An 11,434-nucleotide genomic window follows, 5' to 3' on the forward strand; every position below is an offset into this window, starting at 1 on the left:
CCGGGGCGGGCGCGGGCGCCGGAGCGGCCGGCCGGGACGCCGGCCTGGCGGCGGGCTTGCTGTCGGCCGCCTTCACCGGGTGCGCGTCGCGCAGCCGTCGCACGACGGGGGGCTCGATCGTCGAGGACGCCGAGCGCACGAACTCACCCATCGTGTTGAGCTCGCTCATCAGGGTCTTGCTGTCGATCCCGAGCTCCTTGGCGAGCTCGTAGACGCGGACCTTGGCCACATCTCTCCTGTCCTGGTCCGCCCCGGACAGGGTCGGACCGTCGTCAGACTTGCGTACTCATCGCACGGCACTCATCGGTGCGCACTCATCGGGTAGCCATCGGCTTCCAACCCGCTTCCTGTCGACGATCGACGCCGGTCACGTCCCGGCGCCGCGATGTCCTTGCGTTCCTGCTGCGCGGCCGGCAGCCGCTCGGCTCACGAGCCGTCCCCAGCGTGCTCGAGGTGCTCGCCCACGACGGACGCGTCCAGCGGCCCCTGCTCGCGCAGGGCCCTGCCGAACGCCCGCCGTCGGACGGCGAGCTCCAGGCACCGGGGGTCGGGGTGCAGCCACGCACCTCGGCCCGGCATCCGACGGGCGGCGTCCACGGCGAGCGCGGGAGCTCCCGCGCCGTCCCGGACGACGACCACCCTCAGCAGGACCGACCTCGGACCGGTCGTCCGGCAACCCACGCACGTCCGGGTCGGACCCGCGGCGGGCCCCGGCACCGGCTCGGGTGCTGAGGATGACACGGGGGCTCGCCGTCCAGGCGTGGGAAGCGGGGCGTCCGGCCCAGCCGCAGAGAGTCTACCGCGCCGCGTCACCCGGCGTGACCCGGCGTGTCGGACGTCTCGTCCGCGCCGCCGGCCGCGCCCTCCGCGTCGGAGCGGATGTCGATGCGCCAGCCGGTGAGCTTGGCGGCCAGGCGGGCGTTCTGCCCCTCCTTGCCGATCGCCAGCGACAGCTGGTAGTCCGGCACGACCACCCGGGCGGCCCTCGCGGCCTCGTCGACGACGGTCACAGACACGACCCGCGACGGCGACAGCGCGTGGGCGATCATCTCGGCGGGGTCGTCGGAGTGGTCGACGATGTCGATCTTCTCCCCGTGCAGCTCGGCCATGACGGCACGGACCCGCCCGCCGAGCGGGCCGATGCAGGCCCCCTTGGCGTTGACGCCCGGCACGGTCGCGCGGACGGCCATCTTCGTGCGGTGACCGGCCTCGCGGGCCAGCGCGGTGATCTCGACGGTGCCGTCCGCGACCTCGGGCACCTCGAGCGCGAACAGCTTGCGGACCAGCCCGGGGTGCGTGCGCGACAGGGTCACCTGCGGGCCGCGCGGGCCGCGCGACACGTCGATGACGTAGCCACGGATCCGCTCGCCGTGCACGTACTGCTCGGTCGGGACCTGCTCGTGCTGCGGCAGGACCGCCTCGGTGCCGCCCACGTCCACCAGCACGGTGCGCGGGTCGCGCCCCTGCTGGATGACGCCGCCGAGGACCTCGCCCTCCTTGCCGCGGAACTGGCCGAGCACCTGGTCGTCCTCGGCGTCGCGCAGGCGCTGCACGATCACCTGACGCGCCGTCGCGGTCGCGATGCGCCCGAAGCCGTCCGGGGTGTGGTCGAACTCCGGCGTCTCGACGTCCGCGGGCCGGCCGTCCTCGTCCAGGGGCGCGGGCTCGCGCGCCCACACCGTCACGTGACCGGTCTTGCGGTCCACCTCCACCCGCGCGCGCTGGTAGGCGTCCGGCGTGCGGTGGTAGGCCGACAGCAGGGCCTGCTCGATCGCCGCCACCAGCACGTCGAGGCTGATCTCCCGCTCGTGCTCGAGCGCCCTCAGCGCCGTCATGTCGATGTCCACGACCTCAGCCCTCCTGTCCAGCGTCGTGCGTGTCGTCCTGCGCGTCGTCGTCCGGCGAGCCGAGCCCCGAGAGGTCGACCTCGACCCGGGCGTCCCGCACGTCGGCCAGCGGCACCCGCACCGGGTCCCCGACCTTGGGCCGGCGTCCCTTGAGGCCCGGCGTCACGGGGACGACGACCAGGGCGTCGCCCTCCGCCGCGCCTCGCTCGACGTCGCTCAGCCGGCCGGCGACCGTGCGGCCGTCCGTCGTCCGGACGGTCACGGAGCGGCCCACCGCCCGCACGAAGTGCCGGCGCTCGGTCAGCGGACGGGACACGCCGCGGCTCGACACCTCCAGGGTGTACGCGCCCGGGACCACGTCGGCGGCGTCCAGCGCGTCGGAGACCAGCCCCGTCGCGTCGGCGACGCGGTCGAGGTCGAGCTCCCCCTCGGCGTCCTCGACGAGGTCGAGGACGACCTCGACGACGGAGGATCCGCCCTCACGCCGGACGTGCACGTCCTCCAGGACCAGGCCCGCCGGCGCGACGGCCGGCTCGACGACCTCGCGGACCCGCTGCTCGGGAGCGGCTGCCACCATCTCCGCCTCCTTCGTGCTCAGCGGGTCAGTGGCGCCCGACCCCGTGTGCGGTTGTGAGCACAGCCTATCCAGTGGACCGGGCGCCCTCACCCGCGGCGCCCGCGACGGCCGCGCGGCGTGCGACGGTCGACCGAGAGCTCCGTGGCAGGATCGGCGCGATGACCACGAGCCCGCGCCCCGCCGCACCCGCCGCCCGGCGCAGGCCGTCGGCGGCGGTGCGCGCGGCCGCCGCGGGTCTCGTCGTCCTGGCGCTCGCGCTCGTGGCCGGGTGCGGGGTACGCCTCGAGACGCCGTCGCCGGCGCTGCCCTCCCCCGGGCTCGACGAGCAGGTGCGGGCGCGCGCCGTCGCGGACGCGCAGCAGCTGGAGGCCGGGGCGACGTCGCTGCTGGCGTCCACGCCCGCGGACTCGCCGGTGCACGCGGTGCTGGACGACGTGGCCGCGTTCAGCGGACGGCACGTCGAGGAGCTGGGCGGCACCTGGGACCCGGGCGTCGAGGGCGCGACCCCGACCCCGACGGCCGGTGCGGAGCCCGCCGCGTCGCCCGCTGACTCCGCGGCCGTCCTGGCCCTCCTCGTCCCCGCGACCGAGCACGCGCTCGCCGACGCGGACGCCGCGGGCGACGGCCCCCTCGCGCGGCTGCTCGCCGCCGTCGCGACGAGCCGGGCGGAGCTCGCGCGCCGCCTCGCGACGGCCGCCGGCCTCGACGTGCCGGACGTGGCCGCCGTGCCCGAGCCGGGCACGAGCGCCGACCTCGCCCCGGCCCGCGAGCCGGGCGAGGAGGACGACGACGGCGACGACGCGTCCGGCACGCCGGAGCCGTCGCCCACCGCCACGGCCGCGGGGCTCCTCGAGGGCCAGCTCGACCCGCTCGTCCTCGCCCACGACCAGGCCGGGTACGGCTACGAGGTCCTCGCGGCACGCTGGACCGGCGCCGCCCGCGAGCGCGCCGCGGCCGCCGCCACCCGCCACCGGGGGCTCGCGCAGGCCTGGGCGCAGGTCGCCGGGGTCGACGGCACGGCCGACGACCCGCGCCGCGTCGCGTACACCCTGCCCGTGCTGGACACGTCGAAGCAGAAGCGCGCGCTCGCCCGGACCCTCGAGGCGGCCGTGGCCGACGCGACCAGCGTGCTCGTCGCCGAGGCGAACCCGGGCACGAGGGCCGTGCTCCTCGACGGGCTGCGCCGCGCGACCGCCGACGCCGCGGGCTGGGGGGCTGCCGCGGTCGCGTTCCCCGGCATGCCGGAGCTCGCGCAGGACCCTCAGGGCTGAGCCGCCGCCCGCGCCCGGTGTGCGCGCGGGGTGAAGATCCCACGAGGCGAGCGGGTGAAGCTCCTCCCCCGGCTCGTGCCGGCCCCCGCACCGACCGACGATGAAGAGGAACCCCCGGACGGACCCGCCCGCCCGAACGACCGCTGGAGCCCCTCATCCGTCCCCTCGTCCTCGTCCACGGCACCCGCACCTCCTCCGCGATCTGGACCCCCCAGCTCACCGCCCTGCTGCGCTCCGGGCACCCCGCGGTCGCGGTCGACCTGCCGGGGCACGGCGCCCGGGCGGACGAGCGGTTCACGCGCCCGGGGGCGCTCGCCGTCCTGGACGTCGCGGTCCGGGGCTGCGCCGAGCCGCCGCTGCTCGTCGGCCTCTCGCTCGGCGGGTACACGAGCCTGGCGTACGCCGCCGAGCACCCCGGCCGCGTCGCGGGCGTCCTGCTGGCCGGCTGCTCCACGGAGATCAAGGGCAAGCCGCTCGGCCTGTACCGCCGCGCGTCGCGCGTCGTCACCCGCGCGCTGCACATCGGCGGCGACGACTGGTCGGTCGTGGAGGACATGCTCGCGTCGATGGCCGGGTACTCGCCCCTGACGGACCTGCGGCGCGTCGACGTGCCCGTCTGGCTCGTCAACGGCCGCCGCGACCCTCTGCGGCTCGACGAGCGCCGCTACGTCGGCTCCCGGCCGGGGGTGCGCCTGCACGTCGTGCGCCGCGCGGGGCACGACGTCAACATGCACGCCCCCGTGGCGTTCAACCGGGTCCTGCTCGACGCGCTGCACGCCCTCGCGCCCCGCGAGCGCCTCGCCCCCGTGCTCGGCTGAGGCGCCCTCGGGCCGCTGCTCAGCGGGTCGGCGCGAGCGACTCCCTGACCAGCGCCTCCACGCGCTCCACCGCCGCGTCGACCGGCACCTGCTCGGGGGTGCCGCCGACGCGCGGCCGCACCTCGACGACGCCGTCGGCCAGGCCTCGCCCGACCACGACGACGAGCGGCACGCCGAGCAGCTCCGCGTCGGCGAACTTCACGCCGGGCGAGACCTTCGGCCGGTCGTCGTACAGCACCTCGACGCCGCGGCCCGCCAGCTCGCCGGCGAGCTGCTCGGCCGCGTCGAACACGGCCTGGTCCTTGCCCGTCGCGACGACGTGCACGTGCGCCGGTGCGACGTGCGCCGGCCAGGCGAGGCCTCGCTCGTCGTGGTTGGCCTCCGCCAGGGCGGCGAGCACCCGGGTGACGCCGATGCCGTACGAGCCCATCGTCACGACGACGGACTTCCCGTTCTGGTCCAGCACCGTCAGGCCCAGGGCCTGGGCGTACTTGCGGCCGAGCTGGAAGATGTGGCCGATCTCGATGCCACGGGCGAGCTCGAGCGGGCCCGAGCCGTCGGGCGCCGGGTCCCCCGCGCGGACCTCCGCCGCCTCGACGGCGCCGTCGGCGCCGAAGTCACGGCCCATGACGAGGTCGAAGACGTGGCGCCCCGGCTCGTCGGCCCCGGTGATCCAGCGGGTGCCGGGCACGACCCGCGGGTCGAGCAGGTACCGGACCGCGGTGCGGGCCGGGTCGTCCGCCTCGTGCCCGTGGGCGTTCGGGCCGAGCGCCCCCGGGCCGATGTAGCCGCGGACCAGCTCGGGGTGCGCGGCGAAGTCCGCGTCGCCGGCCGGCTCCACCTCTGCGGGGGCCACGTTGGCCTCGAGCCGCTTGAGGTCGACCTCGCGGTCGCCCGGCAGGCCCACCACGAGGAGCTCGCGCTCGCCGCTCGGGTGCACCAGGGCCAGGACGACGTTCTTGAGGGTGTCCGCCGCGGTCCACGCCCGGTCCGGCCGCGGGAAGCGCTTGTTCGCGACCGCGACGAGGGAATCGATCGTCGGGGTGTCCGGCGTGTCCTCGACGTGCGCCGCCGGGGCGTCGTCGAACGGCACCGCGTCGGGCACGACGGTGGTGACCGCCTCGACGTTGGCGGCGTACCCGCCGGGCGAGCGCACGAACGTGTCCTCGCCGATCGCGGTCGGGGTGAGGAACTCCTCCGAGCGCGAGCCGCCCATCGCGCCGGACGTCGCCGCGACGACGACGTACGGCAGCCCGAGGCGCGTGAAGATCCGCTCGTAGGCGTCGCGCTGGGCCTGGTACGAGGCGTCCAGGCCGGCGTCGTCGACGTCGAAGGAGTACGCGTCCTTCATGATGAACTCGCGGCCGCGGATGAGCCCGGCGCGCGGCCGGGCCTCGTCGCGGTACTTCGTCTGGATCTGGTACAGCGACAGCGGCAGGTCCTTGTACGACGAGTACAGGTCCTTGACCAGCAGCGTGAACATCTCCTCGTGCGTCGGCGCGAGCAGGTAGTCGTTGCCCTTGCGGTCCCGCAGCCGGAAGATGTTCGGCCCGTACTCGGTCCACCGCCCGGTCGCCTCGTACGGCTCGCGCGGGAGCAGCGCGGGGAAGTGCACCTCCTGGGAGCCCGCCGCGGCCATCTCCTCGCGGACGACCGCCTCGACCTTGCCGAGCACGCGCAGGCCGAGCGGGAGCCAGGAGTAGATCCCGGGGGCCGCGCGGCGGATGTAGCCGGCGCGCACGAGGAGCTTGTGGCTCGCGACCTCGGCGTCGGCGGGGTCCTCGCGCAGCGTGCGGACGAACAGCGTGGACATCCTCAGGAGCATGGGCGGAAGCCTAGTTGCCACGGCGTCCCGCTCCGGACGCGACGGCGCACCTGGGCACGTGTCGGGCGCGTGCGCCACGATGGACCCGTGCCCGAGCTGCCGGAGGTCGAGGCGCTCGCGCGGTTCCTGCGCGAGCGCACCCACGAGCGCACGGTCACCGGCGTCGAGGTGGGCGCCATCAGCGCGCTCAAGACCTTCCGCCCGCCTCCTGACGCGCTCGTCGGCGGAGTCGTGGTCGACGCGTCCCGGCACGGCAAGTGGCTGGACCTCACCGTCGCGACGCCGACGGGCGAGCCCCTGCACCTCGTCTGGCACCTGTCCCGCGCGGGCTGGGTGCGCTGGTCGGAGAAGCTCGCGGCGACCCCCGTGCGGCCCGGCCGCTCCCCCATCGCGCTGCGCGTGCGCCTCGACGACGGCGCCGGGTTCGACCTCACGGAGGCCGGGACCCGCAAGCGCCTGGCCGTGCACGTCGTGGAGGACCCCGAGGAGTTCCCGCAGATCGCGACGCTCGGCGTCGAGCCGCTCTCCGACGCGTTCACCGAGCAGACGCTCGCCGACCTCCTCGCGCAGCGGAACCAGCAGGTCAAGGGGCTCCTGCGCGACCAGGGCACGATCGCCGGGATCGGCAACGCCTACTCGGACGAGATCCTGCACGCCGCCCGGATGAGCCCGTTCGCCCCGACGCGCTCGTTCGACGCCGAGCGGACCGCGACCCTGTACCGGGCGATCCGCGAGGTGCTCACCGGCGCGGTCGACGCCGCCTCGGGCCGCCCGGCCGCCGAGCTCAAGGACGCCAAGCGGCAGGGCATGCGCGTGCACGGGCGCACCGGCGAGCCCTGCCCCGGCTGGGACGGGGTGCCGTGCGGCGACACCGTGCACGAGGTGTCGTTCGCGGACTCCTCGCTGCAGTACTGCCCGACGTGCCAGACGGGCGGCAAGCCGCTCGCCGACCGCCGGCTCTCACGGCTGCTGCGCTGAGCCGTCGCGCCGTGCCGGGTGCGGCGCGCGCCGACGCCTAGAACAGGACGGTCGCGTAGGTCCCGACGCGGCGGAATCCGACCGCCTCGTACGCCGCGATCGCGCGGGTGTTGTAGCCGTTGACGTACAGCGAGACGAGGGGCGCGACGCTCGAGCGCGTCTGCTCCACCACCGCCGCCATGCCGCTCTCGGACAGCCGCAGGCCTCGCCGCGCGGGGGTCACCCACACGCCCTGGACCTGGGCGACGCCGCCGGCGACGGCGCCGAGCTCGGCCTTGAAGACGACCTGCCTCCGCCCGTCGACGGGCTCGATCCGGGCGAACGAGCGGCCCTGCCCGACGAGGCCGCGCACCCGCATCTCGTAGGGGCCGTTCGGGCCGGAAGCCGGCGAGTAGCCGACCTCCTCGGTGAACATGCTGATGCAGGCCGGCAGGACGAGGTCGAGGTCGTCGGGGCGGGAGCGCCGCACCTCGGGGTCGGCGGCGACGAGCGGCGCGCGGTCGATCACCATCGAGGGCTGGTCGCCGCGGATCTCGCGCGCCCGCGGCCACACCCGCGACAGCCGCTCCCACAGGCCCAGCACGGCGTCGGCGGGGCCGACGATCGACGAGCACCGGCGTCCGGCGTCGCGGGCGAGCGCGGCGAAGGCGTCGAGCGCGTCGGCGGCGACCCGGGGGTCGTCGGCCGGGACGACGGGGACGAGGTTCGCCCCGGCCCAGCAGAGCGCGACGAGCTCGTCGTCGACCTCGTAGCCCCACAGGACGCCGCCCGCGGAGCGCATCCCGACGACGACGGCCTGCTCGAGGCGGCCCGCCGCGAGCACCGAGCCCACGGCGTCCTGAGCGCACACCTCCAGAGCGGCACGGAGGTCGTGGTCGCCGAGCGTCCGTCCTCCGGGCCGCCCGTCGAGCAACGTCGCGCGACGCGCACCCATGGGGAAACTATGCACTACGTCACACCACCACGACGCATCGACGCGAGGGCCGACCGGGACCGGAATGCTGCGTGGCCGTGGCGTGAACGGCGGCGGGCGTCAGCGGCCGACCGACACGACCGGCGAGCCGGTCCCGGACTCGACGGGGTCCATCGTCTCGGCGAGGCGCAGGGCCTCCTCGATGAGCGTCTCGACGATCAGCGCCTCCGGCACGGTCTTGACGACCTCACCCTTGACGAAGATCTGCCCCTTGCCGTTGCCGGACGCGACGCCGAGGTCGGCCTCGCGCGCCTCGCCGGGCCCGTTGACGACGCAGCCCATGACGGCGACCCGCAGCGGCACCTCCATGCCCTCGAGACCGGCGGTGACCCGCTCGGCGAGCGTGTAGACGTCGACCTGCGCGCGCCCGCACGACGGGCAGGAGACGATCTCGAGCTTGCGCGGGCGCAGGTTGAGCGACTGCAGGATCTGGATGCCGACCTTGACCTCCTCGACGGGCGGGGCCGACAGGGAGACGCGGATCGTGTCGCCGATGCCCTTGCTCAGCAGCGCGCCGAACGCCGTGGCGGACTTGATGGTCCCCTGGAAGGCGGGCCCGGCCTCCGTGACGCCGAGGTGCAGCGGCCAGTCGCCGCGCTCGGCGAGCAGCTCGTAGGCGCGCACCATGACGACGGGGTCGTTGTGCTTGACGGAGATCTTGAAGTCGTGGAACCCGTGCTCCTCGAAGAGCGACGCCTCCCACACGGCCGACTCGACGAGCGCCTCGGGGGTCGCCTTGCCGTACTTGGCCAGCAGCCGGGGGTCGAGCGAGCCGGCGTTGACGCCGATCCGGATCGAGACCCCGGCGTCCGTCGCGGCCTGCGCGATCTGCTTGACCTGGTCGTCGAACTTCCGGATGTTGCCCGGGTTGACCCGCACGGCCGCGCAGCCGGCGTCGATCGCGGCGTACACGTACTTCGGCTGGAAGTGGATGTCCGCGATGACGGGGATCTGCGACTTGCGCGCGATGGCCGGCAGCGCGTCCGCGTCGTCCTGGCTCGGCACCGCGACGCGCACGATGTCGCACCCGGACGCGGTCAGCGCCGCGATCTGCTGCAGCGTCGCGTTGATGTCCGTCGTGGGGGTCGTCGTCATGGACTGCACGCTGATCGGCGCGTCGCCGCCGACCTCGACCTTGCCGACCCGGATCTTGCGCGACACGCGCCGGGGGGCCAGGACGGGGACGGGTGCGGCGGGCATGCCGAGGGCGATGGGAGTGCTCACCGCCCCATCATCGCACCGCAGGGGCCTGGACCACGCGCGATGCCGGTGCGACGCACACCATGCTCACGACGCCTCCACGACGGACGGCAGCGCCGTGGCGGCGCGCGGCGGCCGGCCCGGTCGCGAGCCGCCGGACGGCGCCGAGGGAACCGCCTAGACCGCGACGGGCTTGACGATGTCCGCGTACACCAGCAGCACGCCGACGGCGCCGAGGAGCACGAACACGGCGTAGGCCACCGGCACGAGGCGGGCGGTGTCGAAGGGCCCGGGCCGGGGCAGGCCGCGCAGCCGCGCGACCTGGCGGCGCCCGCCCTCCCACAGGGCGGCGGCGACGTGGCCCCCGTCGAGCGGCGGCAGCGGGATGAGGTTGAAGACGAACAGCGCGATGTTGAGCGCCGCCAGCATCTGCAGCAGCGCCGCGGCGCGCATCCCCCAGTCGACCCCCTCGCCCTGGACGGACGCGATCTCGCCCGCGAACCGTCCGATCCCGACGACGCCGACGATGCTGTCGGTGCCGCGCTCGCCGGAGCCGAACGTCACCTGCGCGAGGTCGACGACGCGGGCGGGCAGCGCCGCGACGACCGAGAGCGTCTGCCAGGTCATCGTCCCGACGGATGCCGGCACGTCGGCGAGCGGCTGGCGCCGCACCTCCTCCGTCGGCCCCACGCCGAGGAACCCGACGGGCGTCGTCACGACCGTGCCGTCGTCCCGCGTGACCACGGAGCCGTCGTCCGCGAGCACCGGCCGCGGCGCGACGACCGGCGTGACCGAGAGCTCCACCTGACGGCCGTCCCGCTCGACGACCATCGGCACCGTGTCGTCACCGGTCGCGCGGATCAGCCGCGAGAGCTGGTCCCACGACGTGACGGCGGTGCCGTCGTAGGTCACCACCGTGTCCCCCGGGCGCAGGCCGGCCGCGGCGCCCGGAGCGGCCTGGTCGCCGTCCTCACAGGTCCGGCTCACGGGCGCGTCGGCCGGCAGCACGCACTCGGACACGGAGCCGAGCGTCGTCGTCGCGGTGGGCAGGCCGATGCCGACGAGCACGATCGCCATGAGGACGACGGCGATGAGCAGGTTCATCACCGGCCCACCGAGCATGACGACGAGCTTTTTGGGCGTCGAGAGGCGGTAGAAGGCCCGGTGGTCCTCGCCCGGGTGGATCTCCTCCGCGCTGGCGGCGCGGGCGTCGGCGGCCAGCCGCCGCCACCACGAGGTGCCGGCGGGCGCGTCCACGGCCGTCGCGGGCGGGTACATGCCGATGAGGCGCACGTACCCGCCGAGCGGGATCGCCTTCACGCCGTACTCGGTCTCGCCCCTCGTCCGCGACCAGAGCGTCGGCCCGAACCCGACCATGTACTGGCTGACGCGGACGCCGAACCGCTTGGCCGGGACCATGTGGCCCACCTCGTGCAGCGCGATCGACGCGAGCAGCACGACCAGTGCGACGAGCACACCGATCACGTACGCCATGTTGTCCTCCCGACGGTCCCGCGCCCATCATCGCCCACCGCACGCGCACGCGGGCCACGCGCATCGTGCCGTGCCTGCCTGGGAAGCGGCTGGGTGTCACCCGGACGGCGGCGCCCGGCACCGACGGACAACCGGGTCCCGCGGTGGGAGGATCGGGGCACACGACGCGGAGGTGGTGCCGGTGGCTGCTGCGGAGACGCTCTGGACCGCGCTGTCCCCCGACCGCGAGCCGCAGCCGCCGCTGGACGGGGACGACGTCGCCGACGTCGTCGTCGTCGGCGGGGGCCTGTCCGGCCTGTGGGCCGCGTACTACCTGCTCGAGGCGGAGCCGGCGCTCGACGTGTGCCTGGTGGAGTCGGCGACGGTGGGCGCGGGCGCGAGCGGGCGCGGCGGCGGCTGGTGCTCGGCGGCGCTGCCGCTGCCGCCGGCGGCCGGACGCGACGAGGAGGGG

12 protein-coding genes are annotated in these 11,434 nt (G+C 75.4%); 4 read left to right on the forward strand and 8 right to left on the reverse strand.

Annotated elements, in window-relative coordinates:
- The 4 genes from HGCM_RS18405 to rimP form a co-directional block, all read right to left on the reverse strand.
- Positions 1-229: translation initiation factor IF-2 N-terminal domain-containing protein (locus HGCM_RS18405; protein ID WP_040399131.1), on the reverse strand; the 229-nt coding region annotated here is incomplete at its 3' end.
- Between the two features lie 197 nt (positions 230-426).
- Positions 427-813: a YlxR family protein gene (locus HGCM_RS14295; protein ID WP_081596412.1), complete on the reverse strand. Its 387-nt coding sequence runs from the start codon at positions 811-813 to the stop codon at positions 427-429.
- A complete protein-coding gene (gene nusA / locus HGCM_RS14300) occupies positions 810-1,847 on the reverse strand; it encodes a transcription termination factor NusA (RefSeq protein ID WP_019137514.1) in 1,038 nt (345 codons plus the stop codon). The genes HGCM_RS14295 and nusA overlap by 4 nt, the downstream gene beginning before the upstream one ends.
- A gap of 4 nt (positions 1,848-1,851) precedes the next feature.
- Entirely contained in the window at positions 1,852-2,424 is a 573-nt protein-coding gene (rimP, locus tag HGCM_RS14305) for a ribosome maturation factor RimP (RefSeq protein WP_019137515.1), read from the reverse strand.
- Positions 2,425-2,582: 158 nt separating this feature from the next.
- On the opposite strand from rimP, the gene HGCM_RS14310 reads away from it, so the two are divergent.
- Positions 2,583-3,695, forward strand: a complete 1,113-nt coding sequence (locus HGCM_RS14310; protein ID WP_019137516.1) for a DUF4439 domain-containing protein — start codon at positions 2,583-2,585, stop codon at positions 3,693-3,695.
- A gap of 200 nt (positions 3,696-3,895) precedes the next feature.
- Entirely contained in the window at positions 3,896-4,513 is a 618-nt protein-coding gene (locus HGCM_RS14320) for an alpha/beta fold hydrolase (protein ID WP_246119522.1), read from the forward strand.
- Positions 4,514-4,532: 19 nt separating this feature from the next.
- Here the strand turns inward: HGCM_RS14320 and HGCM_RS14325 are convergent, their stop codons facing one another.
- Positions 4,533-6,338: a proline--tRNA ligase gene (locus HGCM_RS14325; protein ID WP_019137519.1), complete on the reverse strand. Its 1,806-nt coding sequence runs from the start codon at positions 6,336-6,338 to the stop codon at positions 4,533-4,535.
- An 87-nt stretch (positions 6,339-6,425) separates the two neighbouring features.
- On the opposite strand from HGCM_RS14325, the gene HGCM_RS14330 reads away from it, so the two are divergent.
- A complete protein-coding gene (locus HGCM_RS14330) occupies positions 6,426-7,316 on the forward strand; it encodes an Fpg/Nei family DNA glycosylase (protein ID WP_019137520.1) in 891 nt (296 codons plus the stop codon).
- 37 nt (positions 7,317-7,353) lie between these two features.
- Here HGCM_RS14330 and HGCM_RS14335 read toward each other — a convergent pair whose 3' ends face one another.
- From HGCM_RS14335 to HGCM_RS14345, 3 genes are all read right to left on the reverse strand, one after another.
- On the reverse strand, positions 7,354-8,250 hold the full coding sequence (locus HGCM_RS14335) for a GNAT family N-acetyltransferase (RefSeq protein ID WP_019137521.1): 897 nt from the start codon (positions 8,248-8,250) through the stop codon (positions 7,354-7,356).
- A gap of 99 nt (positions 8,251-8,349) precedes the next feature.
- The gene (gene ispG, locus HGCM_RS14340) at positions 8,350-9,489 is read right to left on the reverse strand and encodes a flavodoxin-dependent (E)-4-hydroxy-3-methylbut-2-enyl-diphosphate synthase (RefSeq protein ID WP_173390572.1); all 1,140 of its coding nucleotides are present in this window, start codon (positions 9,487-9,489) and stop codon (positions 8,350-8,352) included.
- 177 nt (positions 9,490-9,666) lie between these two features.
- Positions 9,667-10,983, reverse strand: coding sequence for a M50 family metallopeptidase (locus tag HGCM_RS14345; protein ID WP_019137523.1), 1,317 nt, complete (start codon positions 10,981-10,983; stop codon positions 9,667-9,669).
- Positions 10,984-11,164: 181 nt separating this feature from the next.
- Between HGCM_RS14345 and HGCM_RS20515 the strand changes: the two genes are divergently transcribed.
- On the forward strand, positions 11,165-11,434 hold a 270-nt coding region (locus HGCM_RS20515; RefSeq protein ID WP_246119465.1), incomplete at its 3' end, for an FAD-dependent oxidoreductase.

Source organism: Cellulomonas massiliensis JC225 (assembly GCF_000312005.1).
GTDB classification, from domain to species: domain Bacteria; phylum Actinomycetota; class Actinomycetes; order Actinomycetales; family Cellulomonadaceae; genus Cellulomonas; species Cellulomonas massiliensis.